Source organism: Flavicella sp. IMCC45668 (genome assembly GCF_057219105.1).
In genome coordinates this window covers 869167-891267 of the sequence record NZ_CM170114.1, presented here as the reverse complement: position 1 = coordinate 891267, position 22101 = coordinate 869167, and the positions used below count along the sequence as shown (strand labels likewise).

The 22101-nt window shown below is 32.9% G+C and carries 27 protein-coding genes; 3 read left to right on the top strand and 24 right to left on the bottom strand.

What is annotated here, in order from left to right:
- Nucleotides 1-29: 29 nt before the first annotated feature.
- The 19 genes from AC2DZ0_RS04155 to AC2DZ0_RS04065 all read right to left on the bottom strand — a co-directional run bounded on the left by AC2DZ0_RS04155 (nucleotide 30) and on the right by AC2DZ0_RS04065 (nucleotide 14856).
- Entirely contained in the window at nucleotides 30-1652 is a 1623-nt protein-coding gene (locus AC2DZ0_RS04155; protein ID WP_484643880.1) for an FAD-dependent oxidoreductase, read from the bottom strand.
- Nucleotides 1649-1957: a rhodanese-like domain-containing protein gene (locus AC2DZ0_RS04150; RefSeq protein WP_484491758.1), complete on the bottom strand. Its 309-nt coding sequence runs from the start codon at nucleotides 1955-1957 to the stop codon at nucleotides 1649-1651. Before AC2DZ0_RS04150 ends, AC2DZ0_RS04155 begins: the two co-directional genes overlap by 4 nt.
- A 2-nt stretch (nucleotides 1958-1959) precedes the next feature.
- Complete coding sequence (locus AC2DZ0_RS04145; RefSeq protein ID WP_484643879.1) at nucleotides 1960-2292, bottom strand: rhodanese-like domain-containing protein; 333 nt, start codon at nucleotides 2290-2292, stop codon at nucleotides 1960-1962.
- Nucleotides 2293-2358: 66 nt separating this feature from the next.
- On the bottom strand, nucleotides 2359-3834 hold the full coding sequence (locus AC2DZ0_RS04140; RefSeq protein ID WP_484643877.1) for a DUF3570 domain-containing protein: 1476 nt from the start codon (nucleotides 3832-3834) through the stop codon (nucleotides 2359-2361).
- Between the two features lie 11 nt (nucleotides 3835-3845).
- Nucleotides 3846-4055 carry a DUF4266 domain-containing protein gene (locus AC2DZ0_RS04135; RefSeq protein WP_484491755.1) on the bottom strand — a complete coding sequence of 70 codons (210 nt, stop codon included), beginning with the start codon at nucleotides 4053-4055 and terminating at the stop codon, nucleotides 3846-3848.
- 4 nt (nucleotides 4056-4059) lie between these two features.
- Nucleotides 4060-5046, bottom strand: a complete 987-nt coding sequence (locus AC2DZ0_RS04130; protein ID WP_484643876.1) for an FAD:protein FMN transferase — start codon at nucleotides 5044-5046, stop codon at nucleotides 4060-4062.
- Between the two features lies 1 nt (nucleotide 5047).
- On the bottom strand, nucleotides 5048-5488 hold the full coding sequence (locus AC2DZ0_RS04125) for a thioredoxin family protein (protein WP_484643875.1): 441 nt from the start codon (nucleotides 5486-5488) through the stop codon (nucleotides 5048-5050).
- 154 nt (nucleotides 5489-5642) lie between these two features.
- Nucleotides 5643-5834, bottom strand: a complete 192-nt coding sequence (locus tag AC2DZ0_RS04120; protein WP_152286575.1) for a cold-shock protein — start codon at nucleotides 5832-5834, stop codon at nucleotides 5643-5645.
- A gap of 92 nt (nucleotides 5835-5926) precedes the next feature.
- Nucleotides 5927-6970 (bottom strand): ACR3 family arsenite efflux transporter, encoded by a 1044-nt coding sequence (gene arsB, locus AC2DZ0_RS04115; RefSeq protein ID WP_484643873.1) that lies wholly within the window; start codon nucleotides 6968-6970, stop codon nucleotides 5927-5929.
- A gap of 3 nt (nucleotides 6971-6973) precedes the next feature.
- Complete coding sequence (locus tag AC2DZ0_RS04110) at nucleotides 6974-7600, bottom strand: low molecular weight phosphatase family protein (RefSeq protein ID WP_484643872.1); 627 nt, start codon at nucleotides 7598-7600, stop codon at nucleotides 6974-6976.
- Nucleotides 7601-7611: 11 nt separating this feature from the next.
- Nucleotides 7612-8082, bottom strand: a complete 471-nt coding sequence (locus AC2DZ0_RS04105) for a DUF6428 family protein (RefSeq protein ID WP_484643871.1) — start codon at nucleotides 8080-8082, stop codon at nucleotides 7612-7614.
- A 21-nt stretch (nucleotides 8083-8103) separates the two neighbouring features.
- Nucleotides 8104-8433, bottom strand: coding sequence for an ArsR/SmtB family transcription factor (locus tag AC2DZ0_RS04100; RefSeq protein WP_484491749.1), 330 nt, complete (start codon nucleotides 8431-8433; stop codon nucleotides 8104-8106).
- A gap of 77 nt (nucleotides 8434-8510) precedes the next feature.
- Complete coding sequence (locus tag AC2DZ0_RS04095; protein ID WP_484643869.1) at nucleotides 8511-9686, bottom strand: aspartate aminotransferase family protein; 1176 nt, start codon at nucleotides 9684-9686, stop codon at nucleotides 8511-8513.
- Between the two features lie 14 nt (nucleotides 9687-9700).
- Nucleotides 9701-11224: an OstA-like protein gene (locus AC2DZ0_RS04090; protein WP_484643868.1), complete on the bottom strand. Its 1524-nt coding sequence runs from the start codon at nucleotides 11222-11224 to the stop codon at nucleotides 9701-9703.
- 99 nt (nucleotides 11225-11323) lie between these two features.
- Nucleotides 11324-11827, bottom strand: coding sequence for an asparaginase domain-containing protein (locus AC2DZ0_RS04085; protein ID WP_484643866.1), 504 nt, complete (start codon nucleotides 11825-11827; stop codon nucleotides 11324-11326).
- On the bottom strand, nucleotides 11799-12266 hold the full coding sequence (locus AC2DZ0_RS04080; RefSeq protein WP_484643865.1) for a hypothetical protein: 468 nt from the start codon (nucleotides 12264-12266) through the stop codon (nucleotides 11799-11801). The genes AC2DZ0_RS04085 and AC2DZ0_RS04080 overlap by 29 nt, the downstream gene beginning before the upstream one ends.
- A gap of 6 nt (nucleotides 12267-12272) precedes the next feature.
- The gene (locus tag AC2DZ0_RS04075) at nucleotides 12273-12791 is read right to left on the bottom strand and encodes a hypothetical protein (protein ID WP_484643863.1); all 519 of its coding nucleotides are present in this window, start codon (nucleotides 12789-12791) and stop codon (nucleotides 12273-12275) included.
- Nucleotides 12792-12821: 30 nt separating this feature from the next.
- The gene (locus tag AC2DZ0_RS04070) at nucleotides 12822-13364 is read right to left on the bottom strand and encodes an RNA polymerase sigma factor (RefSeq protein ID WP_484643862.1); all 543 of its coding nucleotides are present in this window, start codon (nucleotides 13362-13364) and stop codon (nucleotides 12822-12824) included.
- 37 nt (nucleotides 13365-13401) lie between these two features.
- A complete protein-coding gene (locus tag AC2DZ0_RS04065) occupies nucleotides 13402-14856 on the bottom strand; it encodes a TonB-dependent receptor (RefSeq protein ID WP_484491742.1) in 1455 nt (484 codons plus the stop codon).
- Nucleotides 14857-14963: 107 nt separating this feature from the next.
- Between AC2DZ0_RS04065 and AC2DZ0_RS04060 the strand changes: the two genes are divergently transcribed.
- On the top strand, nucleotides 14964-15743 hold the full coding sequence (locus AC2DZ0_RS04060; protein WP_484643861.1) for an MBL fold metallo-hydrolase: 780 nt from the start codon (nucleotides 14964-14966) through the stop codon (nucleotides 15741-15743).
- Here the strand turns inward: AC2DZ0_RS04060 and AC2DZ0_RS04055 are convergent, their stop codons facing one another.
- The 3 genes from AC2DZ0_RS04055 to AC2DZ0_RS04045 form a co-directional block, all read right to left on the bottom strand.
- Nucleotides 15744-16385: an alpha/beta hydrolase gene (locus tag AC2DZ0_RS04055; protein WP_484643859.1), complete on the bottom strand. Its 642-nt coding sequence runs from the start codon at nucleotides 16383-16385 to the stop codon at nucleotides 15744-15746. It abuts the gene before it with no gap.
- A 22-nt stretch (nucleotides 16386-16407) separates the two neighbouring features.
- Nucleotides 16408-17667 (bottom strand): dihydroorotase, encoded by a 1260-nt coding sequence (locus AC2DZ0_RS04050; protein ID WP_484643857.1) that lies wholly within the window; start codon nucleotides 17665-17667, stop codon nucleotides 16408-16410.
- A 311-nt stretch (nucleotides 17668-17978) separates the two neighbouring features.
- Entirely contained in the window at nucleotides 17979-18305 is a 327-nt protein-coding gene (locus AC2DZ0_RS04045; protein WP_484644848.1) for a hypothetical protein, read from the bottom strand.
- Here AC2DZ0_RS04045 and AC2DZ0_RS04040 point away from each other — a divergent pair.
- Nucleotides 18247-18372, top strand: coding sequence for an HNH endonuclease domain-containing protein (locus AC2DZ0_RS04040; RefSeq protein ID WP_484492480.1), 126 nt, complete (start codon nucleotides 18247-18249; stop codon nucleotides 18370-18372). The two genes, AC2DZ0_RS04045 and AC2DZ0_RS04040, sit on opposite strands and share 59 nt — an antisense overlap.
- 130 nt (nucleotides 18373-18502) lie before the next feature.
- Entirely contained in the window at nucleotides 18503-20659 is a 2157-nt protein-coding gene (locus AC2DZ0_RS04035) for a cation:dicarboxylate symporter family transporter (RefSeq protein WP_484643855.1), read from the top strand.
- Here the strand turns inward: AC2DZ0_RS04035 and AC2DZ0_RS04030 are convergent.
- Together AC2DZ0_RS04030 and AC2DZ0_RS04025 are read right to left on the bottom strand one after the other, a co-directional pair.
- A complete protein-coding gene (locus AC2DZ0_RS04030) occupies nucleotides 20656-21321 on the bottom strand; it encodes a TMEM175 family protein (RefSeq protein WP_484643854.1) in 666 nt (221 codons plus the stop codon). The two genes, AC2DZ0_RS04035 and AC2DZ0_RS04030, sit on opposite strands and share 4 nt — an antisense overlap.
- 34 nt (nucleotides 21322-21355) lie before the next feature.
- Complete coding sequence (locus AC2DZ0_RS04025; protein WP_484643852.1) at nucleotides 21356-22099, bottom strand: LytR/AlgR family response regulator transcription factor; 744 nt, start codon at nucleotides 22097-22099, stop codon at nucleotides 21356-21358.
- Between the last annotated feature and the right edge of the window lie 2 nt (nucleotides 22100-22101).

Sequence of the window (22101 nt, the reverse complement as noted above, 5' to 3'; positions counted from 1 at the left end):
CAAGCTTCAAATGGTTCTCATTGAGAAATTTAGATCATTTTCGACCAGGCAGTAAAACCGCCATCTAAATTAGTAACATTTTTAAATCCATGATGCATGAGGATTAACGACGCTAAATAACCTCGTAAGCCTTTTGCACAATAAACAAGGTAGGGAGTATCAGGGTTTAATTCCTCTATTCTAGATCTCAATGCATCAAGTGGGATGTTGATTATATTATTTTTAATCATTGTAGAATTTTCAACCTCTGTTTCTGTTCTTACATCTATTATCTGTATCGGGTTTAAAAATGCAATTTGATCTGGGCTAATTTCTTTTACGTTGATTTTTTGAAAATTTTGCGCAACAAAACCAGCTACAATTACAGGATCTTTGGCAGGTGAGAAGGGAGGAGCGTATGCTAGATCTAACTGAGTTAAGTCCTCAATGGTTAATTTTGCATAGATAGCAGTTGCTAAAACATCTACGCGTTTGTCAACTCCTTTTTCTCCAATAAGTTCAGCTCCTAACAAAACGTTTGTAGAGGAATTATAATAAATTTCAATAAACATATCTTTACCAATACCCATAAACCCGGGGTGAGAATTGGAGATAACCAAGGTTTTGTTAAATGCAATATCTTTTCTTTTCAACTCAGTTATACCCATCCCAGTTCTTGCTATGGTATAATTAAACATCTTCATGATAGCTGTACCATAACCTCCGTTAAAATGCTCGTTGGATCCGGCTGCATTTGCACCGGCAACACGTCCTGCTTTGTTAGAATGTGTTCCCATAGGAAACCAAGCCGATTCTTGTGTAAGTCCATGTGGTAGGGCGGCACAATCACCTGCGGCATAAATATTTGGAATGGAAGTTTCCATTTTTGTATTTACAATTAATGCACCATTTTTTAAAGTATGTGCCCCAATGTCTGAAAGTAATTGTGTATTTGGTTTTACACCAATAGAAATGATTACATATGAAGTTTTTAAAATAGTCTCGTCACTTAATCTTAGTGTACCATCTTCGTTAATGTTCTCAATTTGTGTTTTTAACTTTACTTCAACTCCATTTTCTTCCAAAACTTTAGTCCCAAAGGTTGCAAATTTAGAATTCCAAGGAGTAAGTATTTGATCGGCCAATTCCACAACTGTTACTTTTTTACCCATCTTTCTAATATTCTCTGCAGTCTCTAGTCCGATAAGTCCAGCTCCAACAACGGTTATGTGATGAGCCTTTTTAAAGGCTTCTGAAGTGTTGATTCTATCAAAATCAGTGAGTGACTTGGCATGTGCCCAGTTTTTAAACTGTTGTAATCCAGGGGTATTGGGAGTAAAGGCACTTCCTCCGGTTGCAAAAATTAATTTATCATATGAATAAATTCCGAGAGTTGTTTCTACCGTTTGTTCAGCGCTGTTGATTTTAACAACGGGTTCGTTTAAATGAACATCAATACGGAAACGATTTTTCAACAATTCTGGTTTAACTACTAATAGACGCTCTCTATCTTTAATTTCACCAGATATAGCATATGGAATTCCGCAAGTCGCATAACTAATATCTGCTGTTTTTTCAAAAAGTATAATTTCTGCGTTTTCATCAAGCCTTCTTGCTTTTGCTGCCGCTGAGGGGCCTGCGGATAAACCTCCTATCACAATAATTTTTTTCATGATAATTTGTTTTTTAATTGTTGCCATGCACCACCATTATAAGCATCAAAACCGTTAGCCTTTAGTATTCTTTTTGCGTTCGAACTTCTAATACCCGAAGCACAGACCGTAATAATAGTTGACTTTTTGTCTAACATATTTAGTTTAGAAGATAATGTCTGTAAAGGAATATTTTTACTGTTTTTTATGTGTCCAGATTTATATTCTTGTGGGCTTCGGACATCAATAATTTGTCCGCCATTTTTTATTAATGATTTGTAATCAACGGTAGTGATGCCAAATATTTTTCTTAGGAAGTTTATCATAATTATAGAGCGTTTATAGACATCCAACTTCCACCGTTTTCACAATCTATACCATTGGCAAGTAGATATTTTGTTGCCTGTCCTGACCTATTACCACTTGCACAACACAGTACAATCGGACTTTTAAAGTTAGTGAATTCATTTATTCTTGATTGAATTTCATTGAGTGGTATGTTGATGCTCCCAGGAACATGAGCTCCCATGAATTCTCCAGTTGTTCTTACGTCAATTACTGTCATATGTTCTTTATTTTCGTTATTAATTATATCTTGAATTAATTTTATATTTAATTCTTCAACAAATTTATAACCATTTAAAGCTACCAAAAGTAACAAGTGTTACATATTGGTTTAAAAAAATGAAATAAATAGACTAAATGGTCTTTTTTATAGCTATGAGTGCTAATCCATCACAAATTTACATCCAAATGAAAACAAGTTGGCTTTAAGACCAGTGTTTCTTTCGTACATATTGTATTTAAAATCCAAACTTTTCAATCCGAAGTTCCAAATATGGGCTTTGGTAAAAACATCAGTATAATTTAATCCAATACCATATTGACTTGTTGTGAACTCTGATAAATCATAATCAGAGGTGTAAAATTCTTGTGTAGACTGATGGGTTTCAAAACCAGCGAAATAATCAGCTGCAGTTTGGGTGTAGTATCTAAAGCTAGGGTAGAGAGTGAACTTACTCATAAATTTTATTGGTAATTCGATATACGCCGTGTTTGATGTTACTCCCCAGTTATCTGTGTAAAATCTGTAATACGTACGCAGTACAAAAATTTCATTGATATAATAATTGAATCGTGCTCCAAGAGGAATTTTAAAACGAGTGTCTGGTAAGCGTTCTATATCATCCGCTAGTTGAAAAACGTCTGTATTTGTTTTAGAGGTATAGTTAGGAATATTGTCTTTATTTCCAACATAATAATTGGCTTTGTCTTTAAAATAGACACGCTGCATTGGGTTTGCCAACCAACCTTGCTGTTGCACTATGTCCATGGTAATAGAGAATTGTGCTCTTTTATTTATGATTTGAGAAAAATTGATGGAAGCGGAATAGCTATGCCTTGCTTTGTTTTGAATTCTTGAAAAATTTGGAGTCCAGTTTGTGTTTTCGTAATTTGGATCACTCATGTCTTTGTTAATTTCTGTTTGAGATTCATTATAAATAGGCAAACCAGCAAAAAAACCTCCGTTTAGATCTTGTCCTGCTTCTAAATAACTATCTAGTTCTGTAGGGTATTCAGGCAACCACTTGTCTAAATATACTTGAGCACTAATTCCAACTTCAGTATTTTTATTGTTAAAGAGTTTGGTTAATTGTCCTCCAAAACCGAAAGAAATATAATCCCATTCTGTAGCAAAACTAGCATGAAACCCGGTGATGGTATTTCGATCGTCTGAGCTATGACTATAAGCGCTAGAAATGGAAACCCATGTATCCTGTCTAGAAGGACCTGAAGATGCTACCCAAGGACTACCAGTTACACTGCTAGGATCTAAAATAGTGTCATCGTCGTCATCGTCATCACCTCCTCCAGAGGCACCGGAAGAATCAAAAGGATCTAGATTACTAGATGATGCTGAAGTATAGGTGGAAATTCCAACATCAACCGTCAAAACATCATCAGCATTTAAAGGCATTGAAATAACAATACTCGGTGCAAAATCAGTTAATTCTTCGGTTCCAATTCCACCTGTTACAGATGCATTATCACCATCTTGCGAATAATAGCTCGCTAAAAAGTCAACCTCTGTTGATTCTAAAACACGTTTTTTATAGTTAGAGTCATTATCCTTTTTTTGTTGTCCTAATGTTGTGAAAACGACACAAAGGAAACAGGCTATCGTTAGGTTTATTTTTTTCATAGTTTCCTTTTTTAATTACATCCACATCCACCACCAGATTTCCCTCCATTGGCTCCTGAAGCACTTTCTCTATAAACTTGAAAATTTGTTTCATATCTATCGATAGGCCTTGATGATAATTGCATGTCAGGATCATTTAAATTTACTTTTTCGTATTCTTTTACGGTGCTGCAAGAGGATAAGCAAGAAATAACAATGATTAAATAAAATAAAAATTTCATACTCTTAATTTTTAGTAATATCGTTAAACGAGATGTTTTTAGAGTTGTGTATTCTGTTGTTTGAGTCAATAAAAACGCATTCAACCCCTTTTAATTGATTAATAAAGTTTATGCCCACATCAATTCCCATAACAAAAAGAGAAGTTGAAATGGCATCGGCTAATTCAGCACTTTTTGTAAAGACTGTAACACTTTGTATGCCATGGCTAGGATATCCAGTTCTAGGGTCAATAATATGGGTGTATTGGATACCATCAAATTCCACAAATTTTTCATAATTCCCAGAAGTAACAACTGCAGAATTTCTAACAGGCATCCATGAAAAAGCTTTTTTCTTGTTGAGAGGGTTTGTAATAGCCACCATCCAATCATTACCATTGGCTTGTTGTCCCCAGGTGTTCAGATCTCCTGATGCGTTAATGATGCCACCTTTTACTCCTTTATTTTTTAAAAGAGTCTTGGCTTTATCAGCAGCATATCCTTTTCCAACAGCACCAAAACCAATTTTCATCCCTTTGGTTTTTAAATAAACGGAATGATTTTCTTTGTTTAAGATGATATTTTGGTAGTTTACTTTGGCGACAGATTTTTTTATGGCTTGTTCAGATGGTTTTGATGTCATACTACCATCAAATTTCCATATTTTATCCATAGAAGCATAGCTTATATCAAAAGCCCCATCTGTTAATTTTGAAATTGATAAACAACGTTCAATTAAACTGAATAATTCTTGAGATACTTGAACTGCTTTTTCGCCAGCAAAATGATTTATTTTACTTGTCTCAGAATTTTTGTCCCATGATGAAATTAGGGATTCTATTCTTTTTATTTCGTTGATAGCTAGAAGGATGTACTGATCTCCTAAAGTTTTGTCGGCAGCAACAACTGTTATATCAAATCCACTTCCCATAAGGATTAAGGATTTTTTTAAATTCTGTTGAGCATTCGCTGTAAATCCGGCTAGAAATAAAAGTATGATGAGCTTTTTCATTCTATTGAGTAAAAGAAATTAAGCTGTTTAAATATGCTTTGGGATCTAATTTGTTGTACCCTGTTTTCCCTAAAACATTTCCTTCTGCATCTAGAACAACTACCAACGGGAAATGTCCATTTTGGTTATAAGTACTTGCTAATTTATTATTTGCCTTTTGTTGTTCTTTACTTAATGAGTTCTTTTTCTTTCTTGGGAAATCTGCTTCTAAAAGAATAAAATTTTTATCATAATTTGAAATAAAATAATCTGAAGTAAAAATTTTTTGATCTAATTTCATACATGGAGCACACCAGTCAGATCCTTTAAAAACGAGTAGAATATTTTTATTTTCCTTCTGTGCTTGCTTTTTGCTAGCTTCTATATCGTGATTCCAATTTTGAGCAAAAGAAAGTGATGAAACGCAGCATAAAAGAAATAGAAAACATATGTTTTTTTTCATAATTAATTTAGGTTGGTTATGGTTTTAACGAATATAGTTAAAATTTAATTTAAATATGTGGTGCGCAAGAAAGAAGCATTTCGGTGAAAGGCAAAAAAAAAGCTTGTCATTTATGACAAGCTTTTTGAGATCAATAAAAATATTGAGTAGCTAATTAAATTACTTTAACGTCTACTGCATTCATACCTTTTCTTCCTTCTTTTAAGTCAAACTCTACTGAGTCTCCTTCTCTAATCTCATCAACTAATCCTGAGATGTGTACGAAGAACTCTTCGTTTGAATCTGTGTCTGTAATAAATCCAAATCCTTTAGATTCATTAAAAAACTTTACTGTACCGTTTTTCATTATAATATATTTTAAAACGCAAATGTAGTGTTTATTATACACACACCTTAGTTTTTTGTGTTTTATTTTGTTTTATTTTTTTTACGTGAAAACTATGCCAATTTGAAATATCTTTTTCTAAACCAAAAAGATACACGTACTAGAAGAATCAAGGCAGGAACTTCTACTAGCGGCCCGATGACGCCTGTAAAAGCTTGTCCTGAATTTAATCCGAAGACAGCAATTGCAACCGCAATGGCAAGTTCAAAGTTGTTTCCAGAAGCAGTAAATGCAACTGAGGCCGTTTCACTGTAATTAGCACCGATGGCTTTGGTAACAAAAAAACCTATGATAAACATGGAAACAAAGTAGATTAATAGCGGAACTGCAATTATAAGTACATCCATCGGTATTTTTACAATCATTTCTCCTTTTAAACTAAACATCACAACAATAGTAAATAATAATGATATGAGCGTTAGTGGTGATATTGTTGGGATAAATTTGTTAGCGTACCATTCTTCACCTTTGAGTTTTACTAGGACGATTCTACTGGCAATTCCAAGTAAAAAAGGAAGTCCTAAATAAATAGCCACACTTTCCGCAATGGTTTGAATTGAGATGTCAACAATAGCTCCTTCAAATCCAAAGTAGGGAGGAAGGACTGTTATAAATAACCATGCATAAAAACTATAAGCAAAAACTTGGAAAACACTATTGATGGCAACTAAACCAGCTCCATATTCAGAGCTTCCATCAGCTAAATCATTCCATACTAAAACCATGGCGATACATCTAGCAAGACCAATTAAAATAAGTCCTACCATGTACTCAGGATAATTATGTAAAAAGACAATCGCTAAAATAAACATCAAAATAGGTCCCAATACCCAATTCAAAAATATAGAGGTACCTAAAATTTTTACATTTTTAAAAACTTTTGGAAGCAATGCATAATTTACTTTTGCTAGTGGAGGGTACATCATCAATATCAAACCTACAGCAATAGGGATATTGGTTGTGCCGTTGCTCATTGCATTTATTTTTTCAGGAAAAGAAGGAGTAAAATAACCTATTCCAACCCCTAAAATCATTGCAAGAAAAATCCATAGAGTTAAATTACTATCTAAAAAGCTAAGTTTTTTATTCTCTGACATAGTTTAGAGTTTTACTTGTTGAAAAACATACGATAATTCAGTTGCTATTTGAACACTGCGCTCCAAGTATTTTTCTACTTGTTGAGGCGTGTTGTCAAAAGCTTTTGGGTCTTCAAAAGTAATAGGAATTCTTTTTTCAGCACCAGCAATAAATGGACAACCAGCATCTGCACTTGAGCATGTTAAAATTGCTGCGAATTCTGATTGAGGATTGAATGAATCATCAAAGGTTTTAGAAAAGCCAATCACAGCTGCCTCGTTTTCTGCATGTTTTATAGCATAAACAGGGTTTTCAGACTGTGATAATTTAGCAATTTCAAATCCTTGGTTTTTCAAGGTTTGCGCCGCAACAGGAAAGAGCGCTGTCGCTTCTGTTCCTCCTGAATAAGAATAAACATTGGATATTCCGTAATAAGTAGCCAATGCCTGTGCCCAAACCTGTGAAAGGTGACTTCTTCTTGAGTTGTGAGTACAAATAAAATTCAATCGGATGATTTCATTTTTAGCCGCTTTATCTTTAATGTATTCAATTAGTGGCAATAATACTGCCTTCCTATCAGAGGAGATTATTGAAGTATCCAATCCTTCAATAACCTCTGTGATTTTTGTAAATTGATTGTTCTTTGTCATGTTATTTTTGTTTAGCAACAGCCAGAACCTGGTGCGCAACTGTTAGCGTTGTTTTGTGTAAGTTCAGTTAATTGAACCTTCGGTTTTGCAGGAATATCGCATTTGTCTTTCGCCAAGCAATCCGTTAATGTGTTTGTTAAAAGAAAATGTTTTCCATCAAAATCAAGACCATATTTTCCAATAGTATTGCCTTGGTACTCAACTTCAATATTTAAATCGCCAATTTCTAAAAGTTTTTCTGATAACTCTATAATAGATACAAGCTTTTCTGGATGTAATCTATGGTTATAATCATCGGCCTCCCATAACTGAAAATTAACAACTTCTTCTTTTCTAACGGTTCCTCCGCAATCAATAAAATGTTTAGAAATTTTTCCAACTTCTGTAACATGGAAATGTTCTGGTACTAAGTCTCCATTCGGTAATTGAAACCCTATTTGATTAAGATTCCCTAAGTGTGATTTGATTTCTGATAATTTCATGTTTTAAATATTTAATATTGTTTAACAACAGTTTGAAGGGTTTGACGAAAATTCGAAGAAGGAAGCAAATGTAGCTCTAATATGAGCCCATTTTTTTTCATCGATACAATAACAAATACTGGTTCCTTCAATGTTTCCTTTTATAATTCCAGAGTTTTTTAATTCTTTCAGATGTTGAGAAATAGTTGGTTGTGCTAAACCTATTTCTTGAACTAAATCTCCGCAAATACAGCTATTTACCTTTACTATATGTTGTAAAATGGCAATTCTTGCTGGATGTCCTAAAACCTTTGCTAATCCCGCTATCTGGTTTTGTTCCTCTGTAAATTTCTCTGATTTGGTCAAGCCCATTTTAATCGTATTTGTTTATTGCAATATTACGATGAATAATTGAACTGGCAAATTTTATTTGAGATTTTTGTAAATCATTAAAGTTTGTTAAGACTATTTATTAGAAGGTCACAACCTTCTATAATCTCGTTATCTGAAATGGTGAGAGGTGGTGTTATCCGAACAGCACGACCCTCGTATAAAAGCCAAAATAAGAGGAGTCCTTTATCTAAACAATCTAGAATAACACGAGTCGCTTTTTCCGGATTCTCTAGTATCAAGGAAAGCATTAACCCAGTACCTCTAACTTCTTTTATTTCAGAGTGTTGTAGTTTTGTTTTTATGAGTTTTTCTTTTCTGGAAACCTCTTTCATTAAGTTGCTTTTTGTTACTTCTTTAAGTGTAGCTAAAGCAGCTGCAGCAATAACAGGATGCCCACCAAATGTGGTTATGTGTCCAAGTTTTGGATTTCTTTGTAAAAGGTCCATTTTTTCTTTAGATGCGATAAAAGCACCTATCGGCATTCCGCCACCCAAACCTTTCCCTGTAATAAAAATATCAGGTGTCACATTATATTTTTGAAACCCAAATAAGAATCCAGTACGTCCAATTCCAGATTGAATTTCATCTAAAATTAACAAGGCACCTACCTTTTCACATTGTTTTTTTATTTTAAGGAGATAGTCGTTTTGAGGTACTATGCAGCCTGCACCTCCTTGTATAGTCTCCATTACAACGGCAGCAGTCTTTTTTGTTATTTTGTTTATATCAGGGAAGTGGTTGTATTCTATAAACTTGACTCCAGGGAGTAAGGGTCTAAATGCACTGTTTTGCTCTTCAGCTCCACATAAACTCATTGCACCTTGTGTATTCCCGTGATAGGCGTTTTTACAAGCTATAAACTCACTTCTGCCTGTAGCTTTTTTGGCAAGTTTCATTGCTCCCTCAGTAGCTTCAGTTCCAGAGTTGGTAAGGTATACAGAGTTAAGTGATTGAGGTAAGTGCTGAGCTAGAAGTTTACATAAATCTAAAGAAGGTTTTTGAATAAATTCACCATAAACCATAACATGGGTGTAGGCATCTACTTGATCCTTTATAGCCTTACTAACTTTTGGGTGATTGTGACCTAAGCTATTTGCAGAAACTCCTGCCACAAAATCAAGATATTTTTTTCCGGAGGTGTCATAAACATAACTTCCATCTGCCTTTTCAATTTCAATTGCAAGCGGATGGGGAGAGGTTTGAGCTTGGTGTTTTAAAAAATCATCAATCATAGGATTGTGTTTTGTTATAATAACAAATTTGTTTTAATTACAGGTTCATCGATAAAGATGTCCTCCTTTTCTAAAGGTTTTTCACTTTCTCTCCAAATGAACCCTTTGAGAAATCTTTTGTCTGCCGGATATTTTGATGGCGGATATGTTTTTCCTTCAGGTTTCATTAAGAACTTAATAGATTGAATACCATTGTCTTCTAGACTAAAAAGGATATTACTACAGATCATGTTTAGAATTGCAATCAGTTTCTTTTCTTCATCACGAGCATAATTAATTACTTCCCCGTTTCCTTTGGTAAGAAGTGATTCAAGTTGATTGTCAACAAATTTTCCATACATGTTTTTTCCTTTGATTTGGCTAAAACCAGCAGAGTCTTTTTGTATGATAAATGCATTTCTTTTAATGAATAGAGAATCTAATTTACTTGTTTCTAGGTTGGAAGTTAGATGAATACTATCTCCTGTTATTTGGTTTTCTCCCGACCAAATTACAGGATGTTTGAACATTTTTGTAATTCCTAGTTTTTGGTTGGTGTGTAATGAATCACATTTACCTCTTAAATCAGATTTAAAAAACTTAACCTTATGATATGCTCTAATAATTCTTTCGTCCGGTTTTCCAGTTATCAATAATGTATCACCATGAATAAATAAAGAATCAGCTTCAGCGATAGAAATGGCCATAGCTCTTTTAACAACAAAAACTGAGTCTTTTTCTTTAAAAAATTCAGCGTACCCACCTTTTACGATGGTTTGATTTACGGTATCTGTCATAACGATGTTCCCAGTACTAGACGCAAAGCCTTTTTCTTTGTCGCTATAAATACTATCTCCCTCTATAATTCGATTGTTATAGTAGATTTTTGCATCTTTTGTAAGTCTGGAGATTCCTATTTTTGTATCATAAAAACCTTTTTTGGCTACTGCAACACTTTCTTTGGTAGTAATGGTAGAAGGACCATAGAAATAAGTTTGTCCTGTTTCTGTATAATAATCCAAATGATTAGACTCTAACTTATTCTCAGGATTATGAACAACAACATTGGTAGTTGCCGTAAAACGTTTTAAATCGGTAGTATAAACTCCGTTTTTACTTTCTAATTGATTATTGTCATCTGTAATGGTTGCAAAACAATCATAAGTCATTTCTTGCGTAACTCTATCAAAGTGTAAGGTATCTGTCTCTAGACGCATGCTTGGGTCTTTTAAAACTACATCTCCCCAAGAAATTACTTTTTGAGTGTTTCCATTATAATTAGCATAATTACTTTTTTGTGTAATAGTGTCTCCTTGGTTTACAAATACGTCACCATAAGCATGTAGTACATTTTTTTCTTGATAAAATAATGCTTTATTACAGTCTAAAGTAGCACCTTCATGACTTACTTTTACGTTTCCGTTTAGAATAATTGCTCCAGGATATTTTTTTTGATCCTTGTAGGTTTGTTCAGAGTTGAGAATCTTGATTTTCTTTTGTTGTGCAGAAACAATAGGAAAACTCACTAGTAGGATTAGAAAAAAAATGAAGTGTTTCAAATGAAAATATTTTTTGAACAAAAATAAACAAAAAGAGCTATGTAGCCCATTTTCATTGTTAAAATTGCACTAAAGTATGAAATGGTAAAAATCAAGGTTTTATAGAGATTCAAAAACTCCTAATTGTTTATTCTTACGAACTTTGTTCCATGGAAAACATACTCCATTCATAACGATATATACACCAGGTTCTGTAGTTTGTACATAGGCGATCGCATTGGCTACATTGAAAGTGGCATCTGAGTTTTCAATGGAAAAAGGGACCATTGCCCCGGTTATGATGATAGTTTTCTTTAGTTTTAGTTTTGCGATTGCGGTTGCCGTAATGACCATAGTGTCAGTTCCATGAGTAATAATTATTTTCTCATTTTGACAAGTTTTACAAGCCGATACTATGGCTTCTCTTTGGCTATCAGTCATTTCTAGACTGTCTACGGACATCAAGCTTTTAACTTCTGTTTTTTCTGAAAGTTTAGCGGTAGAAAGGATTTTTTGAATAATACTATCTTCAAAGCCCAGCTCACCAGTCAATGGATTGTATACCTTATCAATGGTACCCCCTGTGGTAAAAAAATTAATTTCCCCCATTTTTGTGCTTTTCATGGTGTAATTTTCGTAACACTTTTTGATTGAATTCCATTTCTGCAAAATGCAGTTTGAGCAATTGCTGTGGAGTTAATATCAATTCAAGTTTTTCAAAAGTGACCTTTTTATTATTTACATATCTCTCTGTGATTTTGATAAAATCATTAGACAAAGCTGTTGCTTCGGCATCAGTAAGAGTTTCTATAGAACCTTTAGTTTCAATCTTTTTCTTGATATTTTTTATTTTTACCGATCTAAGTTTTCTGTTTACTTTTTCATATTCATTGTAGATAGGCCAAAATTTCTCAGCAACTTCTGGAGTTAAATTTAATTCTGTTGAAATATAATTAACTTTTAAAGTTGCAATTTTTTCAAAACTCATTCCTTTGTGTTGTCCAAAGGAAATGGAAATACTCGTTAATGTGAGAAAAAAAAGAATTAAATATTGTTTTTTCATAATGTTTTAATTTTCTAAAAATAAAAATTCAGGATCGACTTGGTCTAAATAATTATTCAATTCATCGTTTGAAATATTATCTTCAATAAGATCATTGAGGTTTAAGTCCACATCAATATTGGCAATAGAGTATGCGTCAATACTCATATTTCCGTCAGCGATATAGGCCTCGATATCTGTAACTTCTAAGGTGTCAAATGTAACAACTTTGGATGCTTGGTATTTGATAATTCCAAGATATAAAATAAAAGCTGCGGCAATGGTTGAAATGCTATAAAGTACACGTAATTTGCCTTTTGGTTTTTCTTTTGTTTTAGGTATGTTTGAAAGAATGGAGTCATCAAGGTTTTCAAAATATCCTTTAGGTACGGTAAAACCACTATCTTTAGGTAGTGTTTCTTCGTTTAATTTAGCAAAAAGATTGTCAGAAAATTCCTCAAAGTAATTTTCAGGAGTTTTGAATCCAGGTTTTGTCAAACCTAGTTTTTTCAAAGTATCTATATTTTTTCTTTCCTCTTGTTTCATAATTGTTAGACCAATTCCTTTGATAAAGGTTTAATGTTCTTCAATATGTTGTTTGATTTTTTTTACTGCATGAAAATAGGAGGCCTTTAGTGCCCCGATAGAAGTATCTAGGATTTCAGAAATTTCTTCATATTTTAAGTTGTCAAAATATTTCATATTAAAAACCAACCGTTGTTTTTGAGGTAAGGTTTGTATTGCTTTTTGTAAAATTTCTTGAATCGCAGTACCATCAAATAATATATCATCCTGTAGTGAATGGATATGCGTTATTTGATATTCATCGATGGATACATTTTTTTCCTTAGCTCGTTTGTTGATAAACGTAATAGATTCATTTGTAGCAATTCGGTACATCCAAGAAAATAACTTAGAATCTCCTTTAAAGTTAGAAATACTTCTGTGCACCTTTATAAAAGTGTTCTGAAGTACATCATTGGTGTCTTCATGAGAAATTAAAATTTTTCGAATATGCCAATACAAACGCTCCTGATACAACTGTACAAGTTCTCTAAAAGCCTTGTCTTTTGTTTTAGGGTCAATAAGCCTATTGATAAATTTTTTTTCGTTTTCCACTTATGAATTCAACTTTCAGGAGTGTAAGTTTACGAAATTATTTTTTTACTTGCTGTCTGGATCTTGAATATCCAAACAATCTATTTCTTTTTATAAGTTCAGATATACCTTCTGGTAACATTTCTTCCCAACCAGCTTTAGAAGTTGCAATCATATCTAAGATAGTTTTTGAGAAAACCGTAAGTATTTTAGGATCATAATTTTTGATATCTACAAGTTTTCCGTTGTTTTTGAAAAACTTATAAAGTTCTGTCATCCTTGGGTGAACCACTAAATTTTCACTTGTAATTATTTTTCCACTATTTCTATCTTTCAAAGGATATGCATAGATTTTTAAATCTTTGAAATACATTTTCCCAATAGCTTCTAATATACCTCCACTTAGGGTTCTGTAATATTTTTCATCAAATATATTGATCAGACTTTCAAGTCCTAAAGCCAATCCCATTCTTGATTTGGTAAATTCACTAAAATATTCAACCAACTTATAATACTCTTGGAAGTTGGAAATCATTACGTTTTGACCTAAAGAACATAATAACTCAGCTCTGTCTAAAAAGTCTCGTTCGTTGATTTTTCCTTCAGATCTAAGGTTGGCAAGTGTAATCTCAAATATAATCTGTGTGTTTTCTTTTTCTACCTTGTTTTCTTTAAAAAATAATTCACGAGCATTTTCATAAATATCCATGTTTACTTTGGTAACAGGTCTAAAGCTACCACGTAATGCAAGGATGTTTTTTTTGTACAAAACACTTGCAGGAAGTAAGTTAACTCCGCTTGAATCAAACATTACGGCATTTGTCATGTCATTTTTTACCAATTGCAAGCTCATCAGCCTGTTGTCTACATACATAAACCTAGGACCAGAAAAATTAATCATGTCAATTTCCAATTGGTCTTTATGCAGATTATCATACAATGAAATCAATAAATCCTTAGGATTATCGTTCATGTAAAAGGCACCATGAATTAAGTTTACCCCTAATTTTCCAAGCGTTTCTTGTTGCAGCGTAGTATCCGTTTCTTTGAATCTAAGATGTAAAACAATTTCGTTATAATCTTCTAAAGGATCTAATTGAAATCGAATTCCAACCCAACCATGACCTTTAAATTTTTTAGCAAAATCAATGGTGGTAACCGTGTTCGCATAACTAAAGAAAAACTTATCTGGGTGCTTTTCTCTACTCAACCTATCCTCAATCAATCGAATTTCATGATGTAGCATTTTTTTCAAACGACCTTCAGTGACATATCTTTTGTCATCTTCCATTCCATAAATGGCATCTGAAAAATCTTTATCGTAAGCGCTCATTGCTTTCGCTATTGTTCCAGAAGAACCACCTGCTCTAAAAAAGTTTCGAACCGTTTCTTGTCCAGCACCAATTTCAGAAAAAGTACCGTATATATTATGATTTAAATTGATTCTAAGAGCTTTCCCTTTGATAGTAGGGGTGTTGCTCATTTCTTTGTCTCCTTTGAGTGTTACAGCCATCTAGAAAAATAGGTTTGTTTATGTTACACAAATATAGTAATTATGCAGTATTAATGATAGTTCAATGCTTATTTTTGTTACACTAGATGAACAATTATTTTTAAGTTATGTCCAGAGAAAAAATTAAAATAACGTTTTTAGGAACGGGTACTTCCCAAGGTGTTCCTATGCTGCTTTCTGATGAAGAGGTAAATTTATCTCAAGACAAAAGAGACAAACGCTTACGGTCTTCAGTGTTATTAACTTGGAATGGTAAAAATGTATTAATTGATTGTGGACCTGATTTTAGGTACCAAATGTTACGTGCCGAGGTGAAATCTATTGAAGGAATATTGTTTACTCATGAACATTCTGATCATATAGCAGGCTTAGATGAAATTAGGCCTTATTGTTATAAACAAGGAGCAGTAAATATCTATGCTAAGGATAGAGTGATGAAATCTTTAGAGAGAAGATATGAGTATATTTTTGCCAAAGAAAACAGGTATCCTGGTGCCGCGAAAATTATAGAGAATGTAATTGATGATAAAGTGTTTAGTCTTATGGAAACACCAATTATTCCTATCAATGTAATGCATGGTCGTTTAGAGATATTTGGATATAGAGTAGGGGATGTAGGCTATTTAACGGATGTAAAAACGATTTCTCAAGAAGAAAAGAAAAAGCTACTCAATCTAGAGATATTGGTGATAAGTGCTTTACGAATCGAGCCGCATCCAACACATTTAAATCTTGAGGAAGCGTTGCAAATGATCAAAGAACTGAATCCGAAAAAAGCCTATTTAACACATATCAGTCATAGACTAGGGTTTCATGAACAAGTATCTAAATATTTGCCAGAAAATGTGTTTTTAGCATATGATGGTTTAGTAGTGGAACAAGAATAATTAGAGTCTTTCTTCGATCCAGGCTTTAAAATCATAAAAATTTTGTGGATGAACCCCGTGACCTACAGGATATTCTTTAAAAATATTTGAGACTCCTTTGTTTTTTAAAAAAACAGGAGCTTTTCTAGCCCATTCAACCGGTATTACTTGATCAACACTACCATGAGAACAGAAAAATTGTGTGTTCGTAGTGGCTTTCTCATCAGCTATTAAATCTTCATTTAAGTACCCGCTTAAAGCTACTACATAAGGGATTTTATCTGTGTTTAATGAGAGACCATAACTTAAAATAGCACCTTGACTGAAACCGACGACAAATAATTTATTCGCATCAACATTATGGTTTTCAACAAATTCATCAACAAATTCAGAAATTTGGTCTAAAGATTCTCTAGCTTCATCCAAGTCTGAAAACTTATTTTGGTCAGCATCAAAATTGATACTATACCAAGCAAAGCTGTTATATCCTAACTCTAATGGAGCTCTTAAACTAACAACATGTAAATTTTCTGGTAGTTCTGAAGCAAATGAAAACAAATCCATTTCATTACTACCATAGCCATGGATTAATATCAATAGAGGAGCAGGTTCGTTAGAATTTGTTAAAGGAACTCTTTCTACAAAATGTAATTTTGTTTTCATACGTATTCGGTTGTGTTTGATACTATTTATTTAAAACTAATTGACCTTTTGAAAAGATTCCATAGGCTTTTCCTTTTATCTTTTTGTCTAAAAAGATTGAATTTTTTGAGGTAGAAAGAACATCTTTTAGTTCAAAAGTAGTTTCATTGCTATTTGTAAATAGAGAGATACTAGCAGGTTTACCCTCTTCGATAGGCTCTTGGTTTATTCCAAAAATAGCTTTAGGACCTGTTGTAAGTGCATCAATAATTGTTTCAGTATCTAATATTGTTTTTAAACTTCCAAAAAGATTTTCAAGACCGATGGTACCGTATTCAGCATTATTAAACTCTACCTTTTTATTTTCAATGTCGATAGGGTTGTGGTCTGATGTAATACAATCTATGGTGCCATCTTTGACTCCTTCAATTAAAGCTAACCTGTCTTCTTCGGCTCTTAAAGGAGGCATCACTTTAGTATTTCCATTAAATCCTTTTAGTTCTGCATCTGTCAATGTCAAATGATGTGTGGTAACACTACAAGTAACTTTAAGGTTTTTCTTTTTGGCTTCTCTAATTAATTCTACAGATTTTTTAGAACTTATAGTTGGAATGTGCAGTTTACCACCGGTATATTCAAGTAAGGAAAGATCTCTTGTGATTTGCATCTCTTCTGCTAATCCTGGGATTCCTTTTAAACCCAGTAAGGTACTGTTTAAACCTTCATGAGCAATTCCTTCACCACCAATAGCGTTGTTTAATGGAAAGCTAAGAACTAAACCATTAAAATTTTGCGCATATTGTAGTGCAACTTTCATTAAATTGTCGTTTTCAATAGCCTTGTTGTAGTCTCCAAAAGCAATAGCTCCTGCAGTTTGCATATCAAATAATTCAGCCATTTCTATCCCTTTAGAGTTTCTAGTTAAACTAGCAATAGGGTATAAATTGGTTGTTTTTATTGCGCTTAGACTTTTCAAGTACGCAACCGAAGCTTTGGTGTCTAAATATGGATTGGTATTTGAGTTTACCGCTACTTCTGTAAAACCGGATTTGGCAGCAGTATCTAAACCGTTTGATAAGTTCTCACGTTCTTCATATCCTGGTTCTCCAAAGGATACAGAGGAGTCAAACCAACCATTTGATATTTGTAAGTTTTCTAGATTTATTTGCTCACAGTTTTTAGGGCATTCTATAGAATCTGCAATTTGAGTAAACGTGTTATTCTGAATTAAAACATCTTTTGTTTGCTTGTGAAACTTACTGTTTTTATCAAAAATGGTTGCAGATTTTAATAGAATATTCATTGAAAATTATATTTTAATTTTTTACACAGATTCCCTTCATACAAGTTTGCTTGTATGAAAAATTTTGAAGTAAAATGGTATTGTAATATTTAGAATTAAAAAAAAACAATGTACTTGCTAATGAATTTAGCTTGTAGAAAAGTAGTGATTTAAGATACTTCTGCTGCATTGTTTCCTAAGATTGGTCAAAGATACATAAAGTAAATTAAATGATGATTTTTTTTGATTTGGATTTTTCTAAAAAAAGTTAGGTTTTAACCATAGTTTCCTATGAATTAAAACCTAACATAAATATTGGATAAATTTAGTTATTACCCGTCAACCATTGGTTTAAAATGGTTTACATCACCCGTTCCTCTTGCAAATAATATGTTTAGAAAAACAACTGCTTCTTTTTTAGACTTTAAATTTAATTTTAGTCGATCTAGTTTAGACATGGTGGTATGTTTTTCTAAATCTTTATAAAGATTTTCAATTTGATTTTCTTCCACCTCTGCACTCAGACTTAAAGAGAGATCTGAAAACATATTAGAGTGAACTATATAACCATACTTGTTGATTGTGTTTTTAATCTCTTCAATAATTTTCATTCGGTTTTTTGAAGAGAAAGCTTCCCAATTAAATTTTGATTTTCTCATACCGTTCTCCTTTAAAATTCATAATAGTAAAAATAATAAAACACTTGTTTTTAGTAATATAAATTAAAGTGAAGTAACCAAAATACTAGATGAGATGGTGGATTTTTAAAAAAACATTAAAATTGAATGCAGTATTGGATGCATTCTTTTTTTAAATTACATTTGAGAACCGCTTAAGAAATAGAAAAATTTGAAATATGAGCTTATCGAAAAAGATTGTAATTGGATTATTGTTAGGAGTTTTTATCGGATTGTTCTTTGGGGAATATTGTAATTTCTTTTCCTATATAGGAGACGGATTCATAGGTCTTTTACAAATGACTGTTTTACCATATATTATGGTTTCCATTATTGCGAATTTAGGACGTATGTCTATGGAAGATGGAAAAACTATGGTAATGAACGGATTGAAGATATTATTCCTTTTGCTAGCAACAGGAGTGGTGTTTTTGGTTTTACTTCCTTTGGCATTGCCAAGTTGGTCAGCCGCATCTTATTTTAAGCCATCTAGTATTGAAGTGGTTCCTCCCTTAGATCTATTAAGTCTATACATTCCTTCCAATCCATTTGCTTCAATGTCTAATAATGTAGTGCCAGCGGTGGTACTCTTTAGTATTTTCTTGGGGATCGGAATTAGTAAAATTGAGCAAAAAGAAGGGGTGCTTTCTGGACTAGACGTAATTGGAGAAGGGTTGAATCATATCAATAAAATGGTAGTTAAATTAACGCCATATGGTGTATTTGCCATAGCTGCTTATAATGCAGGTACAATGTCATTTGAAGAGATTCAGAGATTGCATGCCTACATTATAATTTACAGTGTTGCTGTGTTGCTGTTAGGGTTTTATTGGATTCCATTATTGATTTCTAGTTTTACAGGGATTCCGCCAAAAGCCTTGTTTAAAGAAACGAAGAGTACTTTGTTGACTATTTTTGCAACCGGTAAAATTATTGTAGTGTTACCCCAATTAATAGAGGATATTCAGCGTTTAATGAAGCAAACTTTGGTAAATGATACTGAGGAAGTTCAAAAAGAAAGAAAAGCGCAATCCGAAATATTAATGCCATTGGCATATCCTTTTCCTAACCTTGGGACTTTTGTGATTTTTGTATTTGTTCCTTTTGTAGCTTGGTTTTTGGGAAGTTCATTTAGTATTTCTGAAAATTTAACATTTTTAGGAGCCACGCTATTGAGTAGTTTTGTGGCACCAGTAACTGGTATTCCATTTTTATTGGATCTGTTAAAATTACCTCAAGAAATGTTCCAGTTATTTGTGATTTCTAGTGTGTACACAGATCGTATTAGAGTTGTTTTAGGTTCTATTCATTTGATTGCAATTACTATAATCACGATTCAAATTACGGTTTCAAAGGCTCCTGTTTTATGGGGGAAGTTAGTGAGAGGTACTGTTTTAGGTGTTGGGCTTACAGTAGCTTTATTGATTGCAACACGTTTGTATCTTTCTGTTACTTTAGGAGAGAGTAATCAGTATGATAATTTTGTTCATATGGAGTTTAGCAAAGAGTTAAAAATGTTACCTACAAAAAATATTGAAAAACTATATGCGTCAGATTCCTCCGGACGGCCGGCAAATCAAATAAGGGCCATCAAAAAAAGAGGAACTTTGAGAATAGGATTTTTGGCTGATTGTTTGCCGTTTGCCTTTAAAAATGATGAAGGGCAAGCATTGGGTTACGATATTGAAATGGGGTATTTGCTGGCGAAGGAATTGAAGGTGAAGCCTGAGTTTTATAAAGTGACAAAGAAACAACTGAAAGAATTATTGGCTATAGGGAAACTAGATATAGTTATGTCAGGAATGGCAATTACTACAAGTAGATTGAGTGAGTATGCTTTTAGTGATTCCTATATAGATCAAACGATGGCCTTTTTAGTAAAGGATTATAATCGTACTAATTTTCAGTCAAAAGAATCAATGATGGCCTTAGATACTTTAAAAATCGGTTGTGGAAATCCTTATTTTGCTGACAAGTTTAAAAATTATTTACCCAATACAACTGTTGTAAATTCTGCTTCACCAAGACCGTTTTTAAAAGGAAAAGATCCTAGTTTAGATGCATATTTGGTCTCTGCAGAAGCGGGATCAGCATGGACTATTATTTTTCCGTCTTTTAGTATAGCGATACCAGATAATACGCTTGTTAAAATTCCTTGCGCATATCCTATGCCTAAGGATGAAGGATGGATTCAGTATGTAAATACTTGGATAGAGTTAAAAGAAAAAGATGGAACGAAAGCACGCCTGTTTCAACATTGGATAGAAGGGAAGGGGGCTGATGTAAAAGAACCAAGATGGTCTATTATGAAAGATGTGCTACATTGGAGCCTTTAATTATGTTTGGATTTTAGTATTTTGAAATAAGGAATATTTAAGAGTTTTGTGCGGAGCATAAATACCAATGGAACGAGTATAAAAGCAATGTCCCAATAAATTACGTCTATAAAAGCAATACCTGCCGCAAGTATGGCTATCAATGGTTCTGTAAGAATTTGTTTTTTTGCGGTGTTGATGATGTCCATATCCACATCTTGATGCATCAATCTATGTTTCGGATTGGCAGCGTAATTGACACTTAAATAGGAAAAAGCACCAACCAATACCATATTAGCACTCAAAAAAACTCTAATGGCAATATTTTCAGGGAAAATTTCGATATAGCTGTTCCAAAAAGGAATCAACATGACACTTGCTAAAAACAAAAGCTGCAACCAAATAAAAGTTTGATTCACTAATAATATAGAGCTGTAATGTTCTAGGTGTTTCATCCAGTAGACAGCAATAACAATGAAACAAACAAAAAACACCCACATATTACTCAGTTGCTTGATCAAAAAAACACCGAGTTCTTTGGGATCTGTAATATGTCCAAAATCTGGAATTTCAATATTAAAAATCATCACCGTCATAGCGCTACCAAAAATAATGTCGCACAAGAATTTTAAACGATTACGTCTTTCTGTATTGGCATGTTGTTCAAGGTCTTTATAATCCATATGTGTTTTATTAATTAAAAAGACTGATGTAGCTTTATTTTAAAAGATGATTGTTCTTTACAAAATTGGCTTTATGTCTTTCACTAAATGGGATATTCTGTTTGCAATCTAGAACAATTAGGTTGTCTTCTAGATAGATTTCATTGATTTTATTTACATTGACCAAATAGTTTCTGTGCACTTGAATAAAGTCAGGGTTAGAGAGTAGTTCTTTTACTTTTTTTAAAGAAAGTTTTACTAAAAATTCTTCATCAATTAATGAAAACTGACAATACTTGTCCTGAACTTCGATATAATTAATTTTTGAGACATCAACTTTCATCAAGCTTTTCTTCTTTTTGATAAAAATATAAGAAGGACTAAGTACAGCGTTTTGTGGATCAAAACTTATTGAATTTGCTTGGTCAAAATATTTTTCAATAGCCAGTTCCAAAGTAAATAATAATTCTAGCTCGTTATAAGGTTTTATGAGGTAGGTGACAGGTTTGGTATGTTTGGCTTTTTCATATAGAATTTTGGTTTGCATACTAGAGAGAAAAATAAATGGAATATCAAATCCTAATTCATTCATTTTTTCTGCCATGGTAATACCATCTGGTTTTCCGTCAATCATAATGTCAAGCACCACCAAATCAAACGAATGTCTTTTTAACAAACGTTCTGTTTGGTTGATGTTGTGACTGATCATTACATCGTAATTGTTTTCATTTAAAAAATCCGCTAAATCATTAGCATCTTCTATATCATCTTCTAGTAGAAGTAAATTAAGGGTTTTCATTT

Excerpts from the sequence above, each read along its gene's own strand:
- AC2DZ0_RS04155 (WP_484643880.1), bottom strand. The coding sequence starts at position 1,652 with ATGAAAAAAATTATTGTGATAGGAGGTTTATCCGCAGGCCCCTCAGCG.
- AC2DZ0_RS04150 (WP_484491758.1), bottom strand. The coding sequence starts at position 1,957 with ATGATAAACTTCCTAAGAAAAATATTTGGCATCACTACCGTTGATTAC.
- AC2DZ0_RS04140 (WP_484643877.1), bottom strand. The coding sequence starts at position 3,834 with ATGAAAAAAATAAACCTAACGATAGCCTGTTTCCTTTGTGTCGTTTTC.
- AC2DZ0_RS04135 (WP_484491755.1), bottom strand. The coding sequence starts at position 4,055 with ATGAAATTTTTATTTTATTTAATCATTGTTATTTCTTGCTTATCCTCT.
- AC2DZ0_RS04130 (WP_484643876.1), bottom strand. The coding sequence starts at position 5,046 with ATGAAAAAGCTCATCATACTTTTATTTCTAGCCGGATTTACAGCGAAT.
- AC2DZ0_RS04125 (WP_484643875.1), bottom strand. The coding sequence starts at position 5,488 with ATGAAAAAAAACATATGTTTTCTATTTCTTTTATGCTGCGTTTCATCA.
- AC2DZ0_RS04120 (WP_152286575.1), bottom strand. The coding sequence starts at position 5,834 with ATGAAAAACGGTACAGTAAAGTTTTTTAATGAATCTAAAGGATTTGGA.
- arsB (WP_484643873.1), bottom strand. The coding sequence starts at position 6,970 with ATGTCAGAGAATAAAAAACTTAGCTTTTTAGATAGTAATTTAACTCTA.
- AC2DZ0_RS04110 (WP_484643872.1), bottom strand. The coding sequence starts at position 7,600 with ATGACAAAGAACAATCAATTTACAAAAATCACAGAGGTTATTGAAGGA.
- AC2DZ0_RS04105 (WP_484643871.1), bottom strand. The coding sequence starts at position 8,082 with ATGAAATTATCAGAAATCAAATCACACTTAGGGAATCTTAATCAAATA.
- AC2DZ0_RS04100 (WP_484491749.1), bottom strand. The coding sequence starts at position 8,433 with ATGGGCTTGACCAAATCAGAGAAATTTACAGAGGAACAAAACCAGATA.
- AC2DZ0_RS04095 (WP_484643869.1), bottom strand. The coding sequence starts at position 9,686 with ATGATTGATGATTTTTTAAAACACCAAGCTCAAACCTCTCCCCATCCG.
- AC2DZ0_RS04085 (WP_484643866.1), bottom strand. The coding sequence starts at position 11,827 with ATGAAAAGCACAAAAATGGGGGAAATTAATTTTTTTACCACAGGGGGT.
- AC2DZ0_RS04080 (WP_484643865.1), bottom strand. The coding sequence starts at position 12,266 with ATGAAAAAACAATATTTAATTCTTTTTTTTCTCACATTAACGAGTATT.
- AC2DZ0_RS04075 (WP_484643863.1), bottom strand. The coding sequence starts at position 12,791 with ATGAAACAAGAGGAAAGAAAAAATATAGATACTTTGAAAAAACTAGGT.
- AC2DZ0_RS04065 (WP_484491742.1), bottom strand. The coding sequence starts at position 14,856 with ATGGCTGTAACACTCAAAGGAGACAAAGAAATGAGCAACACCCCTACT.
- AC2DZ0_RS04060 (WP_484643861.1), top strand. The coding sequence starts at position 14,964 with ATGTCCAGAGAAAAAATTAAAATAACGTTTTTAGGAACGGGTACTTCC.
- AC2DZ0_RS04055 (WP_484643859.1), bottom strand. The coding sequence starts at position 16,385 with ATGAAAACAAAATTACATTTTGTAGAAAGAGTTCCTTTAACAAATTCT.
- AC2DZ0_RS04050 (WP_484643857.1), bottom strand. The coding sequence starts at position 17,667 with ATGAATATTCTATTAAAATCTGCAACCATTTTTGATAAAAACAGTAAG.
- AC2DZ0_RS04045 (WP_484644848.1), bottom strand. The coding sequence starts at position 18,305 with ATGAGAAAATCAAAATTTAATTGGGAAGCTTTCTCTTCAAAAAACCGA.
- AC2DZ0_RS04035 (WP_484643855.1), top strand. The coding sequence starts at position 18,503 with ATGAGCTTATCGAAAAAGATTGTAATTGGATTATTGTTAGGAGTTTTT.
- AC2DZ0_RS04030 (WP_484643854.1), bottom strand. The coding sequence starts at position 21,321 with ATGGATTATAAAGACCTTGAACAACATGCCAATACAGAAAGACGTAAT.
- AC2DZ0_RS04025 (WP_484643852.1), bottom strand. The coding sequence starts at position 22,099 with ATGAAAACCCTTAATTTACTTCTACTAGAAGATGATATAGAAGATGCT.